This is a genomic window from Hyphomicrobium sp. DMF-1, from assembly GCF_027886585.1.
GTDB lineage: Bacteria > Pseudomonadota > Alphaproteobacteria > Rhizobiales > Hyphomicrobiaceae > Hyphomicrobium_C > Hyphomicrobium_C zavarzinii.
In genome coordinates, this window is record NZ_CP115706.1 from 2,970,697 (window position 1) to 2,993,680 (window position 22,984).

General features: G+C 64.5%; 22 protein-coding genes. 7 read left to right on the forward strand and 15 right to left on the reverse strand.

Translation table 11 applies throughout. The features are described from left to right. The first annotated feature begins 31 nt into the window (after window positions 1-31). Window positions 32-382, forward strand: coding sequence for a hypothetical protein (locus PE058_RS13650; RefSeq protein WP_271028641.1), 351 nt, complete (start codon window positions 32-34; stop codon window positions 380-382). Between the two features lie 37 nt (window positions 383-419). Here PE058_RS13650 and PE058_RS13655 read toward each other — a convergent pair whose 3' ends face one another. Next, window positions 420-827 (reverse strand): MucR family transcriptional regulator, encoded by a 408-nt coding sequence (locus tag PE058_RS13655; protein WP_020086374.1) that lies wholly within the window; start codon window positions 825-827, stop codon window positions 420-422. A gap of 636 nt (window positions 828-1,463) precedes the next feature. Here PE058_RS13655 and PE058_RS13660 point away from each other — a divergent pair. Continuing rightward, the gene (locus PE058_RS13660) at window positions 1,464-3,572 is read left to right on the forward strand and encodes a S9 family peptidase (protein WP_271028642.1); all 2,109 of its coding nucleotides are present in this window, start codon (window positions 1,464-1,466) and stop codon (window positions 3,570-3,572) included. A 187-nt stretch (window positions 3,573-3,759) separates the two neighbouring features. Here PE058_RS13660 and PE058_RS13665 read toward each other — a convergent pair whose 3' ends face one another. The 10 genes from PE058_RS13665 to PE058_RS13710 all read right to left on the reverse strand — a co-directional run bounded on the left by PE058_RS13665 (window position 3,760) and on the right by PE058_RS13710 (window position 12,508). Continuing rightward, window positions 3,760-4,479 (reverse strand): NAD-dependent deacylase, encoded by a 720-nt coding sequence (locus PE058_RS13665; protein WP_271028643.1) that lies wholly within the window; start codon window positions 4,477-4,479, stop codon window positions 3,760-3,762. Between the two features lie 75 nt (window positions 4,480-4,554). Continuing rightward, on the reverse strand, window positions 4,555-5,019 hold the full coding sequence (locus tag PE058_RS13670) for a hypothetical protein (RefSeq protein WP_271028644.1): 465 nt from the start codon (window positions 5,017-5,019) through the stop codon (window positions 4,555-4,557). A gap of 340 nt (window positions 5,020-5,359) precedes the next feature. After that, window positions 5,360-6,337 (reverse strand): catalase family peroxidase, encoded by a 978-nt coding sequence (locus PE058_RS13675; RefSeq protein WP_271028645.1) that lies wholly within the window; start codon window positions 6,335-6,337, stop codon window positions 5,360-5,362. A 108-nt stretch (window positions 6,338-6,445) separates the two neighbouring features. After that, a complete protein-coding gene (locus PE058_RS13680) occupies window positions 6,446-7,003 on the reverse strand; it encodes a cytochrome b (protein ID WP_271028646.1) in 558 nt (185 codons plus the stop codon). After that, window positions 7,000-7,344, reverse strand: coding sequence for a hypothetical protein (locus tag PE058_RS13685; protein ID WP_271028647.1), 345 nt, complete (start codon window positions 7,342-7,344; stop codon window positions 7,000-7,002). Before PE058_RS13685 ends, PE058_RS13680 begins: the two co-directional genes overlap by 4 nt. Next, on the reverse strand, window positions 7,328-7,756 hold the full coding sequence (gene pedF, locus PE058_RS13690) for a cytochrome c-550 PedF (RefSeq protein WP_051113818.1): 429 nt from the start codon (window positions 7,754-7,756) through the stop codon (window positions 7,328-7,330). The genes PE058_RS13685 and pedF overlap by 17 nt, the downstream gene beginning before the upstream one ends. 15 nt (window positions 7,757-7,771) lie before the next feature. Further along, window positions 7,772-8,212: a hypothetical protein gene (locus PE058_RS13695; RefSeq protein WP_020086366.1), complete on the reverse strand. Its 441-nt coding sequence runs from the start codon at window positions 8,210-8,212 to the stop codon at window positions 7,772-7,774. Continuing rightward, complete coding sequence (locus PE058_RS13700; protein WP_020086365.1) at window positions 8,209-8,907, reverse strand: pentapeptide repeat-containing protein; 699 nt, start codon at window positions 8,905-8,907, stop codon at window positions 8,209-8,211. Before PE058_RS13700 ends, PE058_RS13695 begins: the two co-directional genes overlap by 4 nt. Before the next feature lie 114 nt (window positions 8,908-9,021). Continuing rightward, window positions 9,022-10,929, reverse strand: coding sequence for a methanol/ethanol family PQQ-dependent dehydrogenase (locus PE058_RS13705; RefSeq protein ID WP_020086364.1), 1,908 nt, complete (start codon window positions 10,927-10,929; stop codon window positions 9,022-9,024). Window positions 10,930-11,296: 367 nt separating this feature from the next. After that, a complete protein-coding gene (locus tag PE058_RS13710; RefSeq protein ID WP_245257675.1) occupies window positions 11,297-12,508 on the reverse strand; it encodes a primase-like DNA-binding domain-containing protein in 1,212 nt (403 codons plus the stop codon). An 868-nt stretch (window positions 12,509-13,376) separates the two neighbouring features. Here PE058_RS13710 and PE058_RS13715 point away from each other — a divergent pair. Then, window positions 13,377-14,501, forward strand: a complete 1,125-nt coding sequence (locus PE058_RS13715; RefSeq protein ID WP_271028648.1) for a peptidoglycan-binding domain-containing protein — start codon at window positions 13,377-13,379, stop codon at window positions 14,499-14,501. 29 nt (window positions 14,502-14,530) lie between these two features. Here PE058_RS13715 and cutA read toward each other — a convergent pair whose 3' ends face one another. Beyond that, window positions 14,531-14,884 carry a divalent-cation tolerance protein CutA gene (gene cutA / locus PE058_RS13720; RefSeq protein ID WP_020086361.1) on the reverse strand — a complete coding sequence of 118 codons (354 nt, stop codon included), beginning with the start codon at window positions 14,882-14,884 and terminating at the stop codon, window positions 14,531-14,533. Between the two features lie 139 nt (window positions 14,885-15,023). Here cutA and PE058_RS13725 point away from each other — a divergent pair, with 139 nt between their 5' ends. After that, window positions 15,024-15,806, forward strand: coding sequence for an NAD kinase (locus PE058_RS13725; RefSeq protein WP_020086360.1), 783 nt, complete (start codon window positions 15,024-15,026; stop codon window positions 15,804-15,806). Window positions 15,807-15,842: 36 nt separating this feature from the next. Here the strand turns inward: PE058_RS13725 and PE058_RS13730 are convergent, their stop codons facing one another. Further along, window positions 15,843-16,421, reverse strand: coding sequence for a nitroreductase family protein (locus PE058_RS13730; protein WP_020086359.1), 579 nt, complete (start codon window positions 16,419-16,421; stop codon window positions 15,843-15,845). 117 nt (window positions 16,422-16,538) lie between these two features. Here PE058_RS13730 and PE058_RS13735 point away from each other — a divergent pair, with 117 nt between their 5' ends. Beyond that, window positions 16,539-18,485: a vWA domain-containing protein gene (locus tag PE058_RS13735; RefSeq protein ID WP_271028649.1), complete on the forward strand. Its 1,947-nt coding sequence runs from the start codon at window positions 16,539-16,541 to the stop codon at window positions 18,483-18,485. Window positions 18,486-18,588: 103 nt separating this feature from the next. Continuing rightward, window positions 18,589-19,560, forward strand: a complete 972-nt coding sequence (locus PE058_RS13740; RefSeq protein WP_271028650.1) for a hypothetical protein — start codon at window positions 18,589-18,591, stop codon at window positions 19,558-19,560. A 47-nt stretch (window positions 19,561-19,607) separates the two neighbouring features. On the opposite strand, the gene PE058_RS13745 is transcribed toward PE058_RS13740, so the two are convergent. Further along, on the reverse strand, window positions 19,608-20,249 hold the full coding sequence (locus PE058_RS13745; RefSeq protein WP_271028651.1) for a hypothetical protein: 642 nt from the start codon (window positions 20,247-20,249) through the stop codon (window positions 19,608-19,610). Window positions 20,250-20,296: 47 nt separating this feature from the next. Next, complete coding sequence (locus PE058_RS13750; RefSeq protein ID WP_245257674.1) at window positions 20,297-21,367, reverse strand: amino acid ABC transporter substrate-binding protein; 1,071 nt, start codon at window positions 21,365-21,367, stop codon at window positions 20,297-20,299. Between the two features lie 319 nt (window positions 21,368-21,686). On the opposite strand from PE058_RS13750, the gene metC reads away from it, so the two are divergent. Next, window positions 21,687-22,877: a cystathionine beta-lyase gene (metC, locus tag PE058_RS13755; RefSeq protein ID WP_271028652.1), complete on the forward strand. Its 1,191-nt coding sequence runs from the start codon at window positions 21,687-21,689 to the stop codon at window positions 22,875-22,877. Window positions 22,878-22,984: the final 107 nt, after the last annotated feature.

Consider the following 22,984-nt stretch of genomic DNA (forward strand, 5'->3'; position numbering starts at 1 on the left):
GAGTGGGATCTTCACCAGAGGAGTCCCCCTCTTGCCCGATTGCCCCGCTTCCCGCGAGCCGCGCGCCGATGACGAACGCGCGCGGGAGCTAGCCCGGCTCATCCCGCTCTGGCCCTCGGAGATCGCGGACACTTCCCGCGAAGGACGTACACGTCTCATCGCCAAGCTCGAATGTGCCCTCAAGGCAGAGCGGAGGCGCGGACGCAGCGGACACTGGACCTATGACCTCGCGCGCCATGCGGCCCTGGTCCGCATCTGGCGGCGCGAGCGCGTCGCGCTCGCGGCGCTCTCGAAACAGGCATCCTCGCAAAAAGAAAGCGCGCGGACCGCTGGTGCCGCGCGCTTGTCTGTTGTTCGCCGATCGAACTTTCAGCCGAGCTGAAGGCGCTCGCTTGCGCCTCTCTGCCGAATGCTTCGCTCTACTTCTCGCGGCGGGTGCCGAGGCCCATCTTCTTGGCGAGATCGGAGCGCGCACGCGCGTAGTTGGGCGCAACCATCGGATAATCATGCGCCAAGCCCCACTTCTCGCGGTATTCCTCCGGCGAGAGGTTGTAGTGCGTGCGCAAATGGCGCTTCAGGGATTTGAACTTCTTGCCGTCCTCGAGGCAGACAATGTGATCGGGCATCACCGACTTCTTAACCGGAACCTTCGGCTTCAGCTCCTCGCGCTCGGGCTGAACCGTATTGCCGGTGGCGCGGCTCAGCGCGGCGTGCGTGTCATTGATGAGCTGCGGCAGGTTCTCCGCCCCGATCGTGTTGTTGCTCACGAATGCCGACACGATCCTCGCAGTCAGCTCGACCAATTCCGGCTGGGCCCCGTCTTCCATCGATCCATTCCTTCCAAGCAAACCCACAGCGATCCGCGACTGCCGAAATCTTCACCGGGGGAAGTCAATCGCAAGGCTATTATAGTCTATGCGTAACAGCCTCAAGCTGAATTCAACATGATCTTACTGTCGCGCCCCGGCTGTGTTGTAGCGTGGACGCCGAGGTCTTTGGACATCATTCCCAACTTGATGTCAACTTGAGGTCTCCGGAACTTGCCCAAATCCCTAACCGCGTCAATGCGCTCCAGGGATTACCCGAGACCGGAGGTTGCTATCGACTAAATTTGCGCGGGTGGTGATTTCAAGCTTTACCGGCGTGATTTCGCGCCTATTCCAAATAAATCTGACGCGCACCTGCCTTGCTTGCATCACCAATTGTTCGTTAAGATTGACATCCGGCTGACGAAGGAGCGGTGCTTTTTTGGCCGTTGCCGCCCCGCATTTCTGGCAACTCAACATGTTGCAGAGCAACACGCCGGTTCGGCTCGGCTGTGACGCGCCGTTACCTCGCTCGCTGCGGGAAACCGCCATTTGACTTTGGCCGCGCACTTTGCCGAAACATGACATCCTGACGTAGAGGCGCCGCCTGGCGTTGGCCCCGGTCACCACTTTTCCACCCTCACAGAAGGCTGCCCCATGCACGCCCCCGTCTCCCGCATCGAACTTCCTGCCCCGCCCGTCGCGCAGCGCAAGCCCGTCGTCTCCACCCATCACGGCGTGACGCTGACGGATGACTATGCGTGGCTGCGCGCGGACAACTGGCAGGACGTCATGCGCGAGCCGGCGCTGCTCGACGCGGACATCCGCGCCTACCTCGAAGCGGAGAACGCCTACACGCAGGCCGCGCTCGGCTCCACGGCCGCGCTCCAGGCGGAGCTGTTCCAGGAGATGAAAGGCCGCCTGAAACCCGACGACAGCACGGTGCCGGCGCCCGACGGGCCGTTCGAGTATTTCGCGAACTACGTGGCCGGCGGGCAGTATCCGCGGCTCTGCCGGCGCGCGCGCAACAGCGAGGGTGAGCACGTCCTGCTCGACGGGAACGCTGAAGCCGAAGGGAAACCCTATTGGGATCTCGGCGGAAAGGCTCACAGCCCGGATCACCGCCTGCTGGCCTATTCGGTCGACGACAAGGGATCGGAGCTCTACACGATCCGCATTCGCGATCTCGAAACGGGCCGGGATCACACCGACGAGATCCCCGACACGCGCGGCGAGATCGTGTGGGCGAACGACAGCCAGACGCTGCTCTACATCCGTCTCGACGCCAATCACCGGCCGCTTTTCGTCTACCGCCATCGCATCGGCACGCCAGTCTCGGAGGACGTGCTCGTCTACGAGGAGAAGGACATCGGTTTCTATGTGGGTCTCGACAAGACGCTGTCAGGCAAGTTCCTGATCGTCGATGCCCACGATCACCAGTCGAACGAGGTCTACCTCATCGATGCGGACAAACCGGACAGTCCGCTGGTGCTCGTCGAAAAGCGCGTGCACGGGCACGAGTATCAGGTCGATCATCATGGCGACCGGCTGATCATCACCACCAACTCGGGCGGCGCGGAAGATTTCCGGATCTGCGAGACGCCGGCCGACAAGCCTGGCCAAGCCAACTGGCGTGAGATTCTCGCGCACAAGCCCGGGCGGCTTATCATCGACGTCGCCGTGTTCAAGGATCATCTCGTGCGGCTCGAGCGCGAGGACAGCCTGCCGCGCATCATCGTGCGCGCGCTCTCGGATGGTGCGGAGCATGCCATCGCCTTCGGCGAGGAAGCCTATGCGCTCGGCATGTCGGAGGGCTACGAGTTCGACACGACGACGCTGCGCTTCACCTACTCGTCGATGACGACGCCGGCCGAGACCTACGACTACGACATGGCCAAGCGCACCCGCGTGCTGCGCAAGCGCCAGGAAATTCCTTCAGGCCACAATCCGGCAGACTACGTGACGCGCCGCCTGTTCGCGCCCGCCGCCGACGGCGAGACGGTTCCGGTCTCCATTCTCTATCGCAAGGGCACGCCGCTCGACGGATCGGCGCCGCTGTTCCTCTACGGCTATGGCTCCTACGGCATCTCGATCCCGGCATCGTTCTCCACGACACGCCTCTCGCTGGTGGATCGCGGCTTCATCTTCGCCATCGCGCATATTCGCGGCGGGAAGGACAAGGGCTATCACTGGTACACGGACGGCAAGCTCGACAAGAAGCTCAACACCTTCACCGACTTCATCGCGTCGGGCGAGCATCTCGTGGCGCAGGGGCTGACAAAGCGCGGCCGTATCGTGGCCAACGGCGGCTCTGCGGGCGGTATGCTGATGGGCGTCGTCGCCAACATGGCGCCCGATCTGTTCCTCGGCATCATCGCCGACGTGCCGTTCGTCGACGTTCTGAACACGATGCTGGACAAGGATCTGCCGCTCACGCCGCCGGAGTGGCCGGAGTGGGGCAACCCCATCGAGAGCGCGCGCGAGTTCGAGATCATCCGCTCCTACAGCCCTTACGACAACGTGGAGGCGAAAGCCTATCCGCACATCTTCGCCTACGGGGGCCTCACCGATCCGCGCGTGACCTACTGGGAGCCCGCCAAGTGGATCGCAAAGCTGCGCAGGCTCAACACCAGCGACAACCTGGTGCTGCTCAAGACGAACATGGAAGCGGGTCATGGCGGCGCGTCAGGGCGCTTCGAGCAACTGCGTGAGATGGCGCTCGACTATGCGTTCGCGCTCAAGATCACCGGACTGGCGGCGGTTTGAGCGTGCTCGCCTCACACCCCTTTAATTCCGTGAGTCTGGATCTGCCCTCTGCGCTGCTCATGGCGCCGCCACGATGCTGGCGGTGACGATCGGGAGAACTCCGCCGCGATCTGGACCCCGACCTCCGTCGGGGTGACGAGACACGTTTCCGCAGCGCACCTTTGTGTATCCCTCCGCGAGAGGGCGGTCATGGTGTGTGGGGAATATCGCCGCGCAGCAGACGGTCGACGTAAGCGGGAACCACCTGCGTTGCGGGGCCATAGATCGCCTCCGCGAACAGGGAGCGGCCTTCCGAAGGCTCCAGGTTGAGCTCGACCGTGTGGGCGCCGCAGCTCCGCGCCTCCGCGACAAAGCCTGCCGCCGGGTAGACATTGCCGCTGGTGCCGATGGACAGGAACAGATCGGCGTCCTCGATCAGCGTGCGAATGCGCTCCATGTGGTAGGGCATCTCGCCGAACCAGACCACGTCCGGGCGCATGCCGCCCGCCTTGCCGCACGCGGCGCACTCCGTTTCGAGCGAGAGGTCGCCGGTCCAGCGGCGGCGATCTCCGCAGGCCGCGCACAGCGCCTGGAAGATCTCGCCGTGCATGTGGATGAGGTTGCGGCTGCCCGCTTCCTCATGCAGCGCGTCGACGTTCTGCGTCACGATCCAGACCTCTCCCTCGTGCTCACGCTCGAGGCGGGCCAGCGCATGATGAGCCGCATTGGCGCGGACCCCGCCATGCGCGCGGCGGCGCATGTTGTAGAACTCGTGCACACGCACGGGATTGCGTGCGAAGCCCTCGGGCGTCGCGACCTCGCGGTAGTCGTACTTCGCCCAAATGCCGTCCCTGTCGCGGAACGTCGAAATGCCGGACTCGGCGGAAAGCCCGGCGCCGGTGAGGATGACGATGCGCTCCTGGCCCATCGCTCGGCTCCATCCATAGAAAAAGCGGCCGCCCGCGAGGACGACCGCCGATCGCTTCGATCTCGCGAAACGGTTCTACTTCTTCTTCACCGTGACGACGAAGGAAATCTCGGCCTTCTTCGGCTCGCTTCCAGCGCGGCTGATGGTCTGGCCGGTCTTGTAAGTCTTCGAGAAGCCCTCGATACGGCCGGTGTTGGTATCGACCGTGAAGTCGAGATCGCGCTTCTTCGCGATCTTGTTGATGTCGATCGGATCATCGACGCTGACGTCCTTGTCGATCAGCTCAAGCTTGACGTTATGGACGCCCGGCGAAACGGCCTTGGAGAGCTTCCAGTCCGGCTTCACCTCTTTCTTGTCGCTGATCTGCGAGGTGGTCTGGGCCGCACCGTCAATGGTGACGCGCGCGAAGAAATCGCCGCTCGAGAGCTCGTCGGCCTTGTCCAGCGCCTTGAACTTGACGATCGAGACGGTGATCTCGTGATTGTCCTGAGCGACCGCCTCTACGGACACTGCGAGCGAAAAGCCCAATCCAACTGCCATCAGTCCGGCGCCCAACGCGATCGCGTGCCTCGCCGTTGCCCTGCCAATAACTCCAAACATCTGTCACTCCCCAAGAAAATGCCGTAGCAGCTCCGGCATTCCTTGGCGCCCCCTCCTGCCGAGGGCGCGCGCAGAAGGTCCGGCCGCCTGGATTCAGGCTAGCAGCAAAAGGACGCCCGTGTCGCCCGGCGGGCCGGGCCCGGGGATTGATCCTTGGGGTGCCGTTGCCGATCTGCGACAATTACCGAGGGGGACGCCTTCCCTCCTGGGGGCGTCCCACCTCATACCTTTGATCTGTTAGCTTATTTTCTTCGATGCTTACGACAATTTCCGCGTGCTCTCACTGGCTGCGACGCGAAAAGGAGATCGCGTAGGCCGGAGAACGGATCTGGAAAATGCCGTCGTTCTTTGGGCCTTCAATTCCGTCCACAACATTCGTGGGGTCGAACATCCCGGCGTCGCAGGTGGCGTCCTTCTCCAGGGCCGTGATCGTCAGCGTGCCAAGGTTCACGGCCTTCCGGTCCTCAGGCCAGAGCGCCGTCGGATCGTCGAGGGCGTCTCCCTCCTGCCCGAGGATCGCGGCCAGCTCGAACTCCGCGGGTCCCTTTGCCAGCCGCTCGGTCAGCTCCGGCTTGTAGAAGTCCGGTGCCTTGGCCTTGGCATCGTCGTCCGAAAGTCCGACCTCCCCACCCTTGGGCACGAGCTTCCACTTGATGATCTGGCTCTTTCCGGCTGCGTTGGTGAGCGTGAACGTGTGCACGCCGAAGTAGCTCGCAGTGGCATAGCTGGCAGGAACCGGGCGCGCGGTGAGCCACGTCTTCTGATTGGTCGATTCCGGATTTGCCTTGAAGAAGGCGTCGATCTTGTCCTTGTCCTTGGTCGCGACCGTCTGCAGGAGCTCCAGGAACTTATCGGGCGACTTGGCGACGAACACAGGCGCGGAGATCATCACGAGATCGGTGGTATTGCCGTTGCCGATGTCGAAATGGAGGGCGAGACCGCGCGCGTTGTCCTTCTGGTTGTTGGGCGCGTCCGGATTGCCGCCGCCCATGGAGAAGCGGCCGACGACGGGCCATGGCCCCTTACCCGAGAGGTGGGGCGCCTTGGAATAGTCCGCCGCCGCGGCCGTCGGCGCGAACGATCCCTTGACACAAAAACCGTTGGTGTGGGCCGTGCGCTTGCCGTCGTGTCGGCCGAACACGCTATTCAGCGCGTTCACAAGGGCTTCCGGATCGGTATCGGCGGTGGCAATCGTAGGGAATGTCGCGGCGAGAAGACAACAAAAGAAAGCAGAACCGGTAAAGCGTCCGTGTTTCATGGCAATGTCCTTCCGAGGATCACGACCCCGTTCGTACGACATTTTCCCGACGTGAAAAAGACACGGGTCCTTGAGCCCACCTCGCGCTCCGGCTGTGGCGTGCGGGCTTCATGCCGTGGGCGGAGCAAACGGGCGCACCATACGCCTCAAGGTCGCGTCGCGGTCGACGAGATGATGCTTCAGGGCAGCGCCGATGTGCAGCGCCAGGGCCACGAGCAGCGCGTAGGCCAAGGTGGCGTGCAGCCATGAGACGATCTCATTGAAGACCACGCTCTTCTCCTCGAGCAGCTTCGGCACGACAAGGACGCCGAAGACGTGCACGGGCCGCGCATAGGACACCGACTTCAACATGCCGGTGAGCGGGATGGCGATCGTCATGACCAGAAGGGCGAGGTGCATCCGGTGAGCCGCGCGCGCTTCCCATGCAGGAAGCCCCGGGACCGGGGCGGGAAAGCCCTCGCGCACGCGCCAGACGAGCCGCAAGAGAGCGAGCGTGCCAACCAGAACTCCGAACGACTTGTGGACCTGGATCATCGCCGTTTTGTCGGGCCCGCTTTCCATCGCGCCGACAAAGAGCCCAAAGCCGAGCATCCCGACAATCCCGAGGGCCACGAGCCAATGGAGCACGATGGCGGTCTTGCTAAATGCTGCGGCTCGCGGCGTCATTCGGACTCCTCCGCCTTCGGCCGTAACAGCTCCAGGCTGTCGAAGCTCTTCGGCTGCGTCTCGATCGTGCAGTCGCGGTCGTCGTGCGGGTCCTTGCAGGTCACGAAGATCCCGTGCGGATAGGCGTTCACATCACGGCATGCCGCCTTGAAACGCTGCCAGCCCTTCTGAGGCGGCGGGAGCTGCTCCAGGTGCTGCACGCCGCAGGACGTTCCGAGATAGAGCAGCCGCAGGATCATGTAATCGGGAATCTCTGCGGCGGCGGGCGCGGCAAGTGCTGCGAACCACGCCCAAGCGAGCGCGGTCCGCCGGGCGCAGGCCGCTCTATTGTGGCTGCGCATCGATATAGGTGCGGATCGCCCAGATGGCTTCCTGATTGAGGAGACCTTCGAACGGCGGCATCTTCTGGCGGCCGCTCACGACGGCGCCCTGCAACACGCGCGAGATGAACCACGCATCCTCGCTTTCGGTCTCACCGAGCTCGCGGAGATCCGGCGCCATGCCGCCGGACTTCGCTTCGAGACCGTGGCAGCGCGCGCAATTCGAATTGTATCCGCGTGAGCCGATCTCGACGGCGATGTCGTGCTGCTTCTTGTCGTTGCGATAAGGATTGGTCGCGCGCCATTCGTCGCCAAGCGGCTCGAGGCCGGTGGTGTCGACCGGCTGGGGAGCGCCGTCACCGTGCGCGAGGGCCGCCGTGGCCGGAAAAGTGATTGCGAAGAAAATGGCCAACGCGGCCTGTCTCAGTATCATCGTGCTGCCTCGTCGTTAATTCGTGGTCGATTGGTCCTGCGGCTCGAGCCAGATCCGCCAGCTCTCGCTTCCGCTGACATCCAGAAAATAGGTCCCGGGCTTCTCGATCAGGTAGCTGTCCTCGCCCCCGCCGCCGATGTGCAGGTTCTGGACAACCTCGTTGGTGTCGGACTTCAGATAGAGAACGAAGATCGCTCCGTCGCTCTGGTAGCGAAGGCGTGTGGGCCGTTCGATCAGGAAGCGGTCCGTCACCTTGTTGAGACGTCCGGAGAACTGCGGCTCGATGAGTTTGCGCACCTCGCGGTCGTAACAGACGAGCCTCTCTTCGTTGTCCGCGATTGCGAGACACGCGCGCGGCCCTTCCGGACGATCGCCGGCCAGAGCCTGCGGCGCGCCGAGCACGGCAAAGCCGAGCGCGAGAACGGCGATCCCCCGAGCCCGGCCGAGCGTGCTCATTGTCCGGGTGCGGCTGGCTCCCATTTGTCCTTGTCGTTTTCCCAAACCCTGTCGCCTGTCTGCCAATGGATCGGACAGCCGGTGCATCCTTCCATGAAGGCATCCTGGAAGATGGCGAACCTGATCTTCACGCCTTCGAAGACTGCGTTCGAGAGATCGGCCTCGTAGAACTTGGTCTCCTGGACATCGGTGTTGATGAACTTCGTACCGATGAACTTGACACCCTTGGCCATGGCCTTCTCGAGCGTCGCGGCCGTGAGATCGGCGTTGGTGAAGTCAGCCTTCGCCATGCGGACGAAAGAGAGATCCGCGCCCTTCAGCGTGGCGCCCGGCAGCTTGGCGCCGCCCATGAAGGCGATGGTAAGACGCGCACCATCGAGGTTTGCGCCCGACAGGTTCGCGCCCTGGAGGTTTGCGTGGCGAAGATCGGCGCGAGCGAGGATCGCGCCCTTCAGGTTCGCACCTTCGAGGTTCGCGTTCCTGAGATCGGCGTGGCGGAGATCAGCCCCTTCACAGGAGGTCTTCGGTGCAATGGTGCAGCCGTTGATGATCCAGGGATCGGGACGCTCCTCGGTATTGACGATGACGGGATAGCCTTGCGCGTCAGCTCGCACGGGGACGGAATCGGCGATGAGGATCGCCGACAACGCCAGCAAGAGCGGCCGCACGCCCAGACGGAGGGGACGTGACATCATGGTGATGCCTCATGTTCCGAGTCATGCAGGAGAGGGCAGCCGGCCCCGCGTGGCCAAAGCCGGCTGCCAGTAGCTCAAGCGGGCCGAGAGGAAGGGTCCGCCCGCTCGAGTGGTTTATTCGGCGGATGCCGTGGTACGCGGCACCTCGAATACCCAGAACGAGCCGCCCTGGCTCACCTGCTTGGTCTGGTCGGCCATGTCGCCGCCCCACAGCGGAACAGCACCGCCGTAACCCGACGCGAGACCGATGTACTGCTTCCCGTCGCGTTCCCAGGTGACAGGCTGCGATACGACGCCCGAGCCAGTCTGGAACTTCCACAGCTCCTTGCCGGTCTTCGCATCGAAGGCCTTCACGAAGCCGTCGCTCGTGCCCGTCATCACCCAACCGCCCTTGGTCGTGAGCGTGCCGCCCCACAGCGGCATCTCTTCCTTGTGCTCCCAAACGATCTTGCCGTTCGTCGGATCGAGGGCGCGGAGGACGCCGACGTGCGTGTCGAACTGGCGCTTGATGCGGAAGCCCTGGCCGAGGTAGGCGGCACCCTTCTTATAGGTGACGTTCTCGGTCCAGTAGTCCTCAGACCAATCGTTGGACGGGATGTAGAAGAGCTTGGTCTCCTGGTTGTAGGACATGGGCATCCAGTTCGTACCGCCGAGGAAGTTCGGGGTGACCTTGATGACCTTGCCCTTCGTCTCGCCCTCGGCCGGCGCCGGAGGACGCTGACCCTCGACCTCGTTCGGCCGGCCGGTTGCGAGATCCCAGCTCGTCGCCCAAGAGATGTTGGGAACGAACGGATAGATGCCGAGCGCGGAGCCGGCCTGCTTCGAGATCTTGCCGTCTCGTGCGGTCAGCTTGTCGAGGTCGGTGATGAACAGGTAACCGTTGCGGTCGGCGTGGGCGCCGGCGCGAATGGTCTTTCCATCCTTCTCCATCTCGAACAGCGTGATCGGGTTGTTGCCCGAGTAGTCCCACGCATCGTTCGGCGTGTGCTGGAAGAAGCCAACGGGCTCGCCCGTCGACGGCTCGATGTAGACCTGGCCCGACGTGTAGAGGCTGTCGTAGGGCTTCCAGTCGCCGTTCGGACCCGAGCGGTAGTGGAAGTTCCAGGGTGCCGGGTTGCCGGTGCCGATGACGATCGTGTTGGTCTTCTCGTCATACGTTGCCGTCTGCCAGGGGGCGCCGCCACCGTGGTTCCAGGCCTCGACCTTCTTGCCTTCCTTGTTGTTCGGCCACGACGGCGCCTTGGGATCGCCGGTCGGGGTCGACTCCTTGCCGTTCAAGCGGCCAACGTGGCCCTCGACGAGCGGGCGCATCCAGATCTCTTCGCCGGTGTCGGGATCGCGCGCATAGAGGCGGCCGACAACGCCGAACTCGTCACCCGACGAGCCGTGAATGAGGAGAACCTTGCCGGTCTTCTGGTCTTTGACGATGCTCGGCGCGCCGGTCATCGTGTAGCCAGCGGTGTGGTCCTCGAACTTCTTGCTCCACACGACCTTGCCGGTCTTGCGGTCGAGCGCGACGATGCCTGCATCGAGCGTGCCCATGTAGAACTTGTCGCCGTAGAGCGCGCCGCCGCGGTTGACGACGTCGCAGCAGGGACGGATGTCGTCCGGCAGGCGGTGAGCATACGTCCAGAGACGCTTGCCGGTCTTGGCGTCGAGCGCAAATGCGCGCGAGTACGAGGCGGTCACGTAGATGACGCCGTCATGGACCAGCGCCTGGGTCTCCTGACCGCGCTGCTTCTCATCGCCGAACGAGAACGACCAAGCGGGCTTCATATTGGCGATGTTGTCGACCGTGATCTGGTCGAGGGTGCTGTAGCGATGGTTGCGAACGCCCATGCCCCAGCTCACGACGTCATCCGTCGTCTTCTCGTCGTTGAGAATGTCTTCCCACGAAACAGGCTTGCTGCCAGGTGCTTCGGCGTTGGCCACAAAACTACCGGCAAAAGCGGCGAGCGCGAAAGTCGATGCAGCAGCGAAAAGCGTCGCGTTGACGCCCCGGAGGGGGTGTCTACGTTGCATGGCGTTTCTCCCATTTTAATTTTATCAGAGGCGATATATTTCGCCGCCTCATCTGCACAAATCAAAAAATTGGAACAGATGTCCATTCGCCTTTTGGCGAAACTCTGATGTATTTACTGGTATCCCTAGACCATCGTCTAAGGCCTAACTTCCTGTTTTTCCCACCTCAGTTCGAGACTACTTCCCTACTTTGGCTGGGATTTACTTGCGTGTTATCGGAATTACTTCCCGACGCCTGTTTTCCGGTCCATTTCGCCGAAACTTTACCGGGCTGGAAAAAACAAAAAAGCCGCCCCGATTCCGGGACGGCTTCCAGAAATGCGAAAGGGCCCCGTTTCGGGGCCCTTTCTAAATCCGTTGCCTATTTCTAGGCAGCTTCTGCGCGGTAGGCCGGCAGCTTCTTATCCTCCTCGAGTTCGAGATCGGATTTCAGTGCGATGCCAACGTATCTGACACCATCCTTCTTTTTGACTTTCTGTATTCCGAACTCGGCAATCTCGCGACCAAAGGTCGGCAGTGCTAGAGGCTCCTTCTGTCGTTCTTCACACCATACGCAGTAGGCTTCGTAGAGTGATGTCGCTGAGACGGTGTGTCCGTCCTGACTGTCGACGCTCTCCTTGTAGAAGCGCTGGACGTCCGTTTCGGGGACCAGCAGCTTATTCGGCGGCAACGAGCGATTGTCGTTGGCTCCGAAACGCGGCTTTCTGATTGCCACAGCCGCCTGCTGAGGGGCTGCCACCGCTGCCGCAGCGGTGCTCTGTACCGTCGCCATCTTGGGCGCGGCAGGGGCTTCACGGTCGTAGAGGCGCCACTGGCTGAAGGCAATGTACATGCCGAAGCCAGAGCCGATCTCAAGGAGCAGAGCGATAAAAATAGTCATCGCCATCTGAACCTGATCGACGCTGAGGCCGGAGAGCTTCGCAAGCACGGTTGCCTGCGGATCCGCCTCGCCCATGACCGTCATTGCATCGGTCTTGCCGAGCTTACCCTGGATCTCTGCGATCCGGGCTTCGAGGGTCTGCGCCTGCTGGCCAGAGGCCATCTCGGCGGTCAGACCGTGGTACTTCTGACAGAAGTCGCGACCGACCTTGCCAGTGACATCCGTGCAGGCCTTGGTGAACGTCCAGGCGCGCTGGTTCTTGAGACCATCGATCTCACCTTGCACGGTGGCTGCCGGACGGTGCTGCGGGATCCAGGACAGCTGGTCCTGTGCCCGCTTCAGGTCGCCACGCAGGTCCTTGTAGACCTGGGCTTCGACGGCGCGGTGACCGGTCGTATCGAACCGGTTCAGCGCGGCATGGCCGAGCGCAGAGGTCAGCGAGTAAGCCGTGACCACGAGGCCGACGATGGCAGAGGCCGCTGCTTGCGACCACATCTTGTTTCGAATTGCGGCGAAGAAGAAGAATGGGATCAGCGCCTTGAGACAGTCTGCTGCGACGCTGGCCGCACCATAGATCTGTCCGTCGAACTCAGTTCGACCGAGGCTGAAACCAAAACGCCAATTCATAGCTGCTGACACGGCGAGTAGTACGCCGGCAGCTAGAATTCCGAACACGCCTAGAGCATGTCGTATTTTCATTGCCCTCTCCATTGTCGACTCGCGCGCACTGCCCGATTGGCAGGCGAAACGAGCCTCGTGCAGTCTGCTGATCTGGAGGGTAAGCAGACCGGCCAGCTCCGACCCCGTACTGGCGCCCGACCAAGCAGCGTACCGTTCTTGCCCGTTGAGCTAGAACTGCCCCCCAAGGCAGTCCATCAGGCCGACCGGCACTCCCCCTGCGGCGAGCGCACATGAGCTGAACCCGCTCACCGTGACTTCTGGCTTGTGCACAGGGGACACCGCCGCTCGATGCCAATGTGCAAAACAGAAGCTCACGTGAGCCTCGATTACGCAGAACACATCCCTCGACGGGGAGGCTACTGCGATTCGAGTGAAAGCCGTCTACCTTTTATTAAGAGAATCAGTTTGCTAGATGATCTGCGCGCAGAGGCAATGCCGAAGTGCATCACATGTGGCTCATTTGCACGCTGATTCTCATCCACAAGATGCGGCGCCCTTATGCACCGGTTGTCCGCAGATTTGCATTGAAAATCCACAGACTACCCCCAGCCTTCACCGCAGGCTGAAAGCGGCTGACATCCGACAGGCCGCCGTCTCGTTCCGGACACGCGCCAGCAGAAAATTCAGGCGCCCTATCGAGGGCCGCGCCGGGAGACGGCCCAGAAACCGACATCGAGATTTTGCGTGGGCGATGCATCGTTCAGCATGGCCGCGCGGGCCTCGATTTGTTAGACTTCCAAAATCGGCGCGAGGATGGGTGCCGGCATGAATGGTGCGTTGACGGCGTATCCAGCCGGCCGGCGTCCGCTGACGAGGGTGGTTCCCTGGTCGGCACCGTGCGTCCCGGATGTTGTCTCGTGGCGTCCGTGTTCGGGAGTGTCGTTTCATGCGGTGGTACATCAGCTATGCAATTCTAGCCGCTGGCCTTGTATTCGGCGCCCACACCTTCTTCCCTGGGGAGGCCAGTCTCTCCCGTTCCTTTGCAGATCCCGGCGCGGTCAGCGTCGTCGCGCCCCCGCCGGTAGCCACCGTGGTGCTGGCATCCGAGCACGAGCGGGCGCCGCAATCCCGGCTGGCCGCCTTCTCACCGGGCGAGCGGCTGCTGTTGGCGGAACGGCCGAGGGCTGCGGTGCTCGACTATCTGGCGCATAAGCTGGCCCCGCTCGACGTTGTTCCTGCCGCCCCGGTGCCCGCGCCGCAGCCGGTCACCGCCTCCACATGGAAGAGCGCAGTGATCCGAGAAGGGCGCGCTCCCTCACAAGACAAGGCCACGGCCGGCGACACGCCGCGGGTGGCGCTCGCCCGCGACATCCAGCGCGAGCTCAAACGCGTGGGCTGCTATCTGGGTGACGTCGACGGGCGGTGGGGCGGTGGCTCCAAGCGCGCAATCCTCACGTTCATGGACCGCGTGAACGCCTCGCTGCCGACGCGGGAGCCCGACGTCTTCATGCTGTCGCTGCTGCGCGCGCAGAACGAGCCGGTCTGCGGCCCGTCGTGCCCGCTGGGCCAGAGCTTCACGGAAAGCGGCCGCTGCCAGCCGACGACGCTCGTCGCGCAGGGCGGAAAGGCCGTGAACGACGGGGCACAGCGGCTCGCGATCGCGGAGGAGGAAGCCGACGCAACGTGGGAGCCCGTGGTCGCCGACGCCTCCACGACCCGCAAACCGCCGCTCTATGGCCGCATGAGCATCGGCGGCCCGAAGCCGGACGACGCGGACACGCTCGGAGGCGCTTGGCCCGGCGGCACGGGCGTCTCGGCCGTGACATCCGGGCACCTGGAGCGGACCGCCGCGCTCGAAGCGCTGCCGGGTCCCGGCGGGCTCGGCGAGGACACCGCGGCACTGACTGCGAAGGTCGCGAAGACCTCGTTCGATTCCTTCGACGCTCCCCCGGCACGGCGCAACAAGGCGGCCAGCAGCGGACGCTCGAAGTCCGCACGCGCGGCGCCTGCGCGAATGAGCAACTACCGCCACGTCCAGCGCCTGTTCGAGCATCCGCTCGGGCGGATGTAGCCCGCGCAGGCTTCTGATCGGTCCAGCTTTCAATCCCCCGGATTACCAGGGGATTGCGTCTGGGTCTGAGAGAGTATCCATGCCAGGAAGTCGGGAGAGCCGTCCTCCACCGGCAGCACCATCAACGCCGGGTTCTCATAAGGATGGCGGCGGCGGGCTTCCTCGATCACGCGGGCGGACAGCGAGCGCCGCGTCTTGATGATCATCACCACCTCCGCGTCCCGGTGGCGGGCGCCCTTCCAGGTGTAGAGGGACACCATGCCCGGCAGGATGTTGACGCAGGCCGCGAGCCCGGCATCCACGAGGGCACCCCCGCATTCCTCCGCGGTTTCAAGCGAGGGAAATGTCGAATATACGAGAACGGCCTTGTCGTTTTCCTGCAAGTAGGCGAGCCTCCCTGTCCGGGCGATCCAGGTTTTCGAGTGTAGCGCCTGCCCCGGCGATCCCCAACCGCTGCTTCAAGCCGAAAGGCGGCGAGCCGCCAACGGACCCCACCTCCGCAGCGACGCGTTTCAAATCATCATGGCCAAATCGAAAAGCAAGTTCGAGAAGATCGCATTCGTCGCAAGCGAAGTGGCCGAGGCGCAGGACGCGCTGGCGCGGCTCTCGGCGCGTTATGGCTCGGCGGAGCCGCGCGAGGCGGACGCCATCGTCGCGCTCGGCGGCGACGGCCTCATGTTGCAGACGCTGCACCGCTTCATGAACGACAGGATCCCGATCTACGGCATGAACCGCGGGTCGGTCGGGTTCCTGATGAACGAGTACCGCGAGGACGGGCTTCTCGAGCGTCTCGCCGAGGCCGAGATCAGCCGCGTTCATCCTCTGTCGATGGTTGCCTACGATGCGCAAGGCAAGGCCAGCAAGGCGCTCGCCATCAACGAGGTGTCTCTCTTCCGCGAGACGTTCCAGGCGGCGAAGCTCAAGATCTCGATCGACGGCACGGTCCGGATGGAGGAACTGATCTGCGACGGCGTGCTGGTGGCGACGCCCGCAGGCTCGACCGCCTACAATCTTTCCGCCTACGGGCCGATCGTGCCGATCAACGCGCAGCTTCTGGCGCTCACACCGATCAGCCCCTTCCGGCCGCGGCGCTGGCGCGGGGCGCTGCTGCCGAACAAGGCCCGCATCAGCGTCACCGCGCTCGAATCCGACAAGCGGCCCGTGAGCGCGGTGGCCGACGCCATCGAAATGCGCAACGTCGTGAAGGTCGAGATCGAGCAGGCCCGCACCATCGACCTCTTCATGATGTTCGACCCCGGCCACAGCCTGGACGAACGGATCCTGGCGGAGCAGTTCCGCTACTGATCCGCCGCCGTGCCTGCGCGCACGGCCGCGGGCGTCTCAGGACGCCGGCTTCCAGTGGCTGACGATGTCGTCGAGGTTCGGGCGCTCGCGCTCCTCGGGCTTCTCCTTCGGGGTTCCGATGTGCACGAAGGCCGCGATGCGCTCGTTCTCGCCAAGGCCCAGGCCCTTCTTCACCGTGGGGCTGTAGGCCACCCATTCCGTGAGCCATGAGGTTCCGTAGCCCAGCGCGTTGGCGGCAAGGCAGAGGCTGAAGGCGGCGGCGCCTGCCGAGAGCGTCTGCTCCCATTCTGGCGCGCCGGGGCGCGGCACGATGCGGGACACGACGGCGACCACGAGGGGCGCTCTCATGAAGCGATTGCGCTCCGTCTCCAGGCGAATGCGGGACGGCTCCTTCTCCTCGGCCTCGCAAGCCGCCGCGAACAGCTCGCCCGCCGCCTGGCGCGCCTCTCCTTCGAACACGATGAAGCGCCAGGGCACCAGCTTCTTGTGATCGGGCACGCGGGCAGCGATGGTCAGGATACGGCGCAGCTCGTCGCCCGACGGCGCCGGGGCCTCGAGCCGGTCGGGCTTCACGGAGCGCCGGGTTGCCAGGGTTTCGAAAAGGGCTTCGTTCATTGCAGATGCTTCCCTGAGACTTAAATTCGAAGGGTGGGGCTTGCCGGCCTCGCTATCGCAGTTGCGCGTCTGATACAATCTCCCCATCGCGATTGAGCAAAACGGATTCGTTCCCCGATGCTGGTCCTGCGCCGCCTGGCCCCTTCTCTCCTGCCGTTTTTCGGGTTGCTGCTGCTTTTTGTCCCTGGCGCCCGCGCCCAGACGGCTCCCGAAGGCCCGGCCATCGTCATCCTCGACGGGTCCGGCTCCATGTGGGGCAACATCGGAACGGAGCGCGCCTCCAAGTTCGATCTCGCCCGCGGGGCACTCCGTCAATCCCTGTCCGACATCTCCCCGCGCGTTCGCCTCGGATTGATGTCGTTCGGGCAGCGGCGGCGCGCCGATTGCAGCGACGTGGAGGTGCTGGCCGCTCCGGAAGCCGGGCCGCCTGAGCGCATTCTCTCGATCGCCGACAAGCTCAATCCCAAAGGCAAGGGGCCGCTGGCCCTGGCGCTGCGCGAAGCCGCCAAGCAGATCCAGCCCGGCGAAGCCGGCTCCATCATCGCGATCCACGACGGAATGGACAATTGCGCGCAAGACCCGTGCGCGGTTGCAGCCGACATCGCCAAGGCCAACGCCAAGACGCGCGTGTTCCTGATCAGCTTCGGCCTCGAAAAGCCGGACGTTCAGCGGCTCGCCTGCGTCGCCAAATCGACCAACGGCAAGGTGATCGAGGCGCGCGATTCGACAAGCCTCGCAGCCGGCCTCTCCGAAGCGCTGACGCTCGCCAATCTCGAGCGGATCGATCCCGCAACGGGCGCGGCCGTGCCGCTTCCCAAGGCCGCCCCGCCACCAAACCCCGAGGGCGCGCCGGGCCTTCGCCTCTCCGCTTCGCTCGCCTCCGGCTCGCCCGCTCTCGCCGCTCCGGTGCACTGGACCGTCGCCAAGGCCGACAAGCCGGACGCAGTGCTGAAGTCGGTCAAGAACCGCGAGCTTTCGGTGGACCTCGACCCCGGCTCCTATGTTGTCGAGGCGCGCTTCGGGCAGGCCTCCGCGCGGCAGACGCTCGAGGTCGCGTCCGACAAGCCGACGGCCGCGCGGCTCTCGCTCGCAGCCGGACTGCTGAAGATCAAGGCGCATGCCGACAAGGCGGGCGCACCGCTCACCAATCCCCTGGTGACGATCTCGGTCAAGACCGCCGATGGCAGCCAGCGTCCGTTCTGGGTCGGACGCGCCGCCGATACCGAGATGGTGGTTCCGGCTGGGCAATACATCGTGCGGGTGCAGGATGGCCTGGCTGAGCAGACGACGGAAGTAACGCTCACCGAAGGGGCGGGCGCGGATGTGACGCCGGTGCTCGGCACGGGGCGCCTCGAGCTTTCCGCCGTTGCGGCCGCCAACGGACAGCCGCTGACCGACGTGATCTACCTGATCGAGGAGGACGATCCCGACGCGCGGAAAGGACGGCGCGAGGTGGCACGCTCGGCGGATCCCGCGGCGGCCTTTACGCTACCGGCCGGAACCTACTACGTCGTCGCCCGCCAGGGCGTCGCCGAAACGCGCGACCGCATCGCGCTCGGAACCGGCGACGTCGTCAAGCACGTGGCGACCTTCAGCCTCGTGCAATTGACGGTGACGGCCAACGCCGGCGGCGGAGCAGACCAGCCCGTTCTGATCCGCATCCTGAGCGAGGACCAGACGCATCGCGAGATCGCACGCGCCAACGGGATGACCGGAACGTTCCTGCTGCCGCCCGCGCGTTACCGGGTGGAGGCGACCGTGAGCGGCCTCAATATCAAGGCGCTCGGCACCGTCGACATTTCCAACGGCCGGGGCGGCGGCGTTCAGCTCACGCTGGAATCGGGCGAGGTCGCCGTCGGCGCGAGCGCGGCACAGGGGCGCCATTGGCGCATCAAGGACGCCAGCGGACGCACGGTCCTGCATTCCGGCCCAGGCGAGGCCACGTCCGCGCGGCTGGCGCCGGGGCGCTACGTGCTGCTGACAGACGGGGGCGAGCGAAGGACCGAGCAGGCCTTCGATCTCAAAACCGGGGAGCGGCGCGAGCTTTCGCTCGGTTCGCCGTGATGCGTCGGGGGACTGTGCCATACTTCAACCAAGGTCTCGCGGCGTGATCCGGCGATCGCAACTCCCAAACCCGAGCAAGTCTGTCCCGATGCGCATGGCCATCATGAGGGAACACCGTTCACGCGTCCGCCCGCTCACCGCGGCGGCGTTGGGTCTGCTCAGCCTCGCGTGGGTCCTCTCGCCCGGCGTCGCGCAAGCCCAATCGCCCGCTGACTGGCTGACGGGACTGCAGGAGCACGTCGCACCTCCCGGACAAGGCACTCCTTCTCGGCAACCGGGCCGCGAGAGCTCCGGGCCCGAGCAGAGCGAGGAAACAGCCTATGTGCGGATGGTGGCCCGGCTTACGGCCGATGGCGAGGAGATCGAAGAGGGCCTCACCTGGCGTGTCTACGGCCATGCGGCCGGTGAAGGCAAGACTTCGCTGATCGCAACCAAGCAGGACGCGCGGCCCTCGTTCAAGCTCAAGGTGGGCGACTACATCGTCAACGCCGCGTTCGGGCGGGCCCACATCACGCGGCGCATTTCCGTAAAGCCGGGAGGACCGGCAGACGGGACGATGGAAGAGTTCGTGCTCAACGCGGGCGGCCTGCGCGTCAAGGCGCTGGTGTCCGGCGCGGACGCTCCGCACAACACGGTGAGCTACGCGATCTATTCGGATCGCGACCAGACCGACAATCGCAAGCTCGTGCTGTCAGCCGCCAAGCCGAACCTCATCATTCGCCTCAATGCGGGCATCTATCACATCGTCTCGACCTACGGCGACTGCAACGCCGTCGTGCGCAGCGACGTCACTGTGGAAGCGGGCAAGCTCACGGAAGCGACCGTTACGCATTCTGCGGCGAAGGCCACGCTCAAGCTCGTGCACCGGGCTGGCGGCGAAGCGCTGCCCGACACGCAGTGGACGATCCAGACCCCGCAGGGCGATGAGGTGAAGGAGAGCGTCGGCGCACTCCCGACGCATATCCTCGCGCCCGGCAACTACACGGTGATCGCGAAATCACAGGGCCGCGTGTTCCAGCGGGATATCGCGCTCTCGAATGGCGAGACCACGCAGGTCGAGCTGATCATGAAGTGACGGGGCAGTAGGCAGTGGGTAGTAGGGATTCCTGAGTCCGGCTGCTCTCAGAAGTCGTTCAGCACCCAATCGGTGGGGCAGCCGTGCTTGCGCATCAGGTTCTCGGTCTCGCCGAGCTCCGCCTTCTGCTTGAGGTCGTGAAAGAGCGCGCGGGCGATCTGCCAGTGCTCACACGCGGTCGTCAGGTCTCCCGCCGCGCGCGCAAGCTCGGCAAGCTCGAGGCGCGCCTCGGCCTGGATGGCGGCGAAGCGGCTCTTTGCGGCCGAGCGGACGCTGGACCTTAGATGATCGGCTGCCTGATCGACGCGTCCTGCCGCGATCTCGTCGCGCGCAAACGACAGATAGAGGCTCGCAAGTGCGGCTTGGTTGTTCTCCGCCTCGGCGGCCCGGATGAGCTCTGGCCAATCCGCGCTCTCCGCCGCCATGGGCTCGGCCTCGAGCGCGCGCTCCTCCGCGAAGGCCGCGGACGCGTCCTCGCGGGGCGCGGCTTCGCCCGGGGGCGTATCGGAGGATGGAATTGCGCGCAGCACTGCGGTTGCCTTTTCGGATCTCGGCTCTGGCGGCCGGCGCGTTCTGAGGATGACGATCAAGAGCAGGACGATGGGAACTAGAAGGGCAAGTGTTCCGGCGAGGCCGGTGATCTCGATGACGGCGACCACGAGGCCCGCCATTGCGACGCTCACGCTCACGCGCGGTTCTCCCTCATCACAGTCTCATATCTGCAAACAGCCTCTCCTCAGCGCAGCGGCGCCGCGGACAGAAGCCCCCCCCTCGTCCAAAGATTGTTGAGGCCGCGCTCAAGCGCAAGCGCGGATCTCGATCCGACGTTGCGATCGAACAGCTCTCCGTAGTTCCCGCCCTGCTTCACGAGCTGATAGCTCCAGTCGCGTGAGAGACCCATGGGCTGACCGAGATCCGCCTCGAGCCCCAGGAAGCGGCGTACATCCAGATTGTTCGAGCTGCGCAGGCCTTCGATGCCCTGGCTGGTGATGCCGAGCTCTTCGGCCGCGATCAGCGCCTCCACGGTCCAGCGGACGATGGAGAACCATTGCTCGTCGCCCTGGCGGATGACGGGGCCGAGCATCTCCTTGGTGATCAGCTCGGGCAGAATCACATGCTCGGCCGGATTGACGAGGCGGCTGCGCTCGGCCGCGAGGGTGGTGATGTCTCCGGTCAACAACGTGCAGGCGCCATCGGCGTAGGCCTTCGCTGCGTCGACCCACTTCTCGGATGCGACGAGCTGGTATCGCATCTTGCGGGTCTGAAAGTAGGTCTCGAGGCCGCGCTCGGCGCTGGTGCCGGTCATGACGCAGACGGAGGCGCCGGACAGCTCGAGCACGCTCGCCACCGCATGGCCGCGCCTCACCAGGAAGCCTTGGCCGTCGTGGAACAGGGTTCCGACGAACCGCACGCCGTATTCGGTGTCGCGCGAAAGCGTTCTGGCGCTGGCGCGAGGCAAGAGGTCCACCTCGCCGGAGGTCAGAACCTGGAACCGGTTTGCCGAGGACACGACCCGGTACTTCACCGCATCCTTGCGGCCCAGGACGGCTGCGGCCACGGCGCCGCAGAAATCGATGTCGAAGCCGGCCCAGGTGCCGTCGGCGGCGACGGCGGCAAAGCCGGGCATCCCCTCGGTCACGCCGCAAACCAGATGCCCCCGGGTGCGCACCTCGTCGAGCGTCGACGCGTTGCCTGCCGTGGAGGCCGCGGGCAGGCCCATCAGAGCGGCAGCCATGACCAGGACCAGCCCGCGCGCTCCCTGAGACCTAGGGTGCGCGAGATCGGTCGTCTGGCGATCAGGCGTCACGGGTGGGGGCCTCCGGATCAGTGGAACGTCGGCGGCAAACCCAGCGCTCTGGCGGGCCCGCCGGCATTTCGTGTACCGTCGCGTGGGTCGCGAAGGGCGGCCGCGCCGTACGCATCCCGCCCGTCACACATCCCGCGTTGCGCCCGGATGGTCAAGCCCTTGACCACAGTGGAAACTTGCGTCAAAGGGCGCTCGGCTCACCCCTCCCGTGCAGGTGGCGCCGGATCGATCTCCGCACGGCCCGATTTATGATTTTCTGCTGCTTTTCAAGGCGGCTCGGACGGCACGTCCTGCCGATCCGCCCGAGGGATCCGAACCTATGACGAAACCGAAAGATGGCTCCGGCAAATCCCGGCGTCCGGAAACCGAGATCCTGCACAGCGGGCGCGACCCCGCCCGCCAGCACGGCTTCGTCAATCCGCCGGTCTATCGCGGCTCGACCGTGATTTTTCCCACGCTGGATGCCATCGAGGCTTACGATGAGCAGCCGTTCAAGTACGGGCGGCACGGAACGCCCACGACCGCCGCGCTGGAAGAGGCGATCTGCAGCCTCGAAGGCGGCGCGCGCACCCTGCTCACCTCCTCGGGGTATCAGGCCGTCATAACCGCCATCCTCGCATTCGTGAAAGCGGGCGATCACGTGCTGATGGTGGACAGCGTCTACCAGCCTACGCGGCGCTTCTGCGATACGCTGCTCGCGCGCCTCGGCGTGGCGACGACCTATTACGACCCGCTCGCGGGGGGTGGCATCGCGGAGCTCATTCAGCCGAACACTCGCGTCATCTTCACGGAAAGTCCGGGCTCGCTGACGTTCGAAATGCAGGATATCGGCGCCATCGTGCAGGCGGCGCGCGCACGGGACGTCACCGTGCTGATGGACAACACGTGGGCGACGCCGCTCTATTTCCGTCCCCTCGACCACGGCGTGGACGTGTCGATCAACGCCGCCACGAAATACATCGTGGGTCATGCGGATGCCATGCTGGGTGCGATCACGGCGAACGCGCGCACTGCAAAGCTCGTCGAGGATGCGCGTGCCACGCTCGGCGGCTGCCCCGGCACGGAAGAGACCTATCTCGGGCTACGCGGGCTCAGGACGCTCGCCGTTCGCCTCGAGCGCCACCATCGCTCGGGCCTCGCGGTCGCCGAATGGCTCGAGGCACGGCCCGAGGTGGAGCGCGTGCTTCACCCCGCCCTGCCCTCCGATCCCGGTTATACGCTGTGGAAAACGCAATACTCCGGTGCGTCGGGCCTCTTCTCCATCATCCTGAAGCCCGCGCCGCGCAAGGCTCTGGCTGCCATGCTCGACGGAATCGAGCTTTTTGGCATGGGCTATTCGTGGGGCGGCTTCGAAAGCCTCATCGTTCCGTTCAACCCGAAACGCTACCGCACTGCAACGCAGTGGACGGCGGAAGGACCGGCGCTGAGGTTGCATGTGGGTCTCGATGACGTGGGCGATCTCATCGCGGACCTGGACGCAGGCTTCGCCCGCCTCAACGCTGCGCGTTAGCGTTTCTGAAAACCGGCGAGTTCAGGAACGAGCTTCTCCGGCATGGCGCATCCAGACCTAGCCGGTGAAAAGTGGTTGCCTGATCCGGCGTGGTTCCAAGCACGCTC

Excerpts from the sequence above, each read along its gene's own strand:
- PE058_RS13655 (WP_020086374.1), bottom strand. The coding sequence starts at position 827 with ATGGAAGACGGGGCCCAGCCGGAATTGGTCGAGCTGACTGCGAGGATC.
- PE058_RS13660 (WP_271028642.1), top strand. The coding sequence starts at position 1,464 with ATGCACGCCCCCGTCTCCCGCATCGAACTTCCTGCCCCGCCCGTCGCG.
- PE058_RS13665 (WP_271028643.1), bottom strand. The coding sequence starts at position 4,479 with ATGGGCCAGGAGCGCATCGTCATCCTCACCGGCGCCGGGCTTTCCGCC.
- PE058_RS13670 (WP_271028644.1), bottom strand. The coding sequence starts at position 5,019 with ATGGCAGTTGGATTGGGCTTTTCGCTCGCAGTGTCCGTAGAGGCGGTC.
- PE058_RS13675 (WP_271028645.1), bottom strand. The coding sequence starts at position 6,337 with ATGAAACACGGACGCTTTACCGGTTCTGCTTTCTTTTGTTGTCTTCTC.
- PE058_RS13680 (WP_271028646.1), bottom strand. The coding sequence starts at position 7,003 with ATGACGCCGCGAGCCGCAGCATTTAGCAAGACCGCCATCGTGCTCCAT.
- PE058_RS13685 (WP_271028647.1), bottom strand. The coding sequence starts at position 7,344 with ATGCGCAGCCACAATAGAGCGGCCTGCGCCCGGCGGACCGCGCTCGCT.
- pedF (WP_051113818.1), bottom strand. The coding sequence starts at position 7,756 with ATGATACTGAGACAGGCCGCGTTGGCCATTTTCTTCGCAATCACTTTT.
- PE058_RS13695 (WP_020086366.1), bottom strand. The coding sequence starts at position 8,212 with ATGAGCACGCTCGGCCGGGCTCGGGGGATCGCCGTTCTCGCGCTCGGC.
- PE058_RS13700 (WP_020086365.1), bottom strand. The coding sequence starts at position 8,907 with ATGATGTCACGTCCCCTCCGTCTGGGCGTGCGGCCGCTCTTGCTGGCG.
- PE058_RS13705 (WP_020086364.1), bottom strand. The coding sequence starts at position 10,929 with ATGCAACGTAGACACCCCCTCCGGGGCGTCAACGCGACGCTTTTCGCT.
- PE058_RS13710 (WP_245257675.1), bottom strand. The coding sequence starts at position 12,508 with ATGAAAATACGACATGCTCTAGGCGTGTTCGGAATTCTAGCTGCCGGC.
- PE058_RS13715 (WP_271028648.1), top strand. The coding sequence starts at position 13,377 with ATGCGGTGGTACATCAGCTATGCAATTCTAGCCGCTGGCCTTGTATTC.
- PE058_RS13725 (WP_020086360.1), top strand. The coding sequence starts at position 15,024 with ATGGCCAAATCGAAAAGCAAGTTCGAGAAGATCGCATTCGTCGCAAGC.
- PE058_RS13730 (WP_020086359.1), bottom strand. The coding sequence starts at position 16,421 with ATGAACGAAGCCCTTTTCGAAACCCTGGCAACCCGGCGCTCCGTGAAG.
- PE058_RS13735 (WP_271028649.1), top strand. The coding sequence starts at position 16,539 with ATGCTGGTCCTGCGCCGCCTGGCCCCTTCTCTCCTGCCGTTTTTCGGG.
- PE058_RS13740 (WP_271028650.1), top strand. The coding sequence starts at position 18,589 with ATGAGGGAACACCGTTCACGCGTCCGCCCGCTCACCGCGGCGGCGTTG.
- metC (WP_271028652.1), top strand. The coding sequence starts at position 21,687 with ATGACGAAACCGAAAGATGGCTCCGGCAAATCCCGGCGTCCGGAAACC.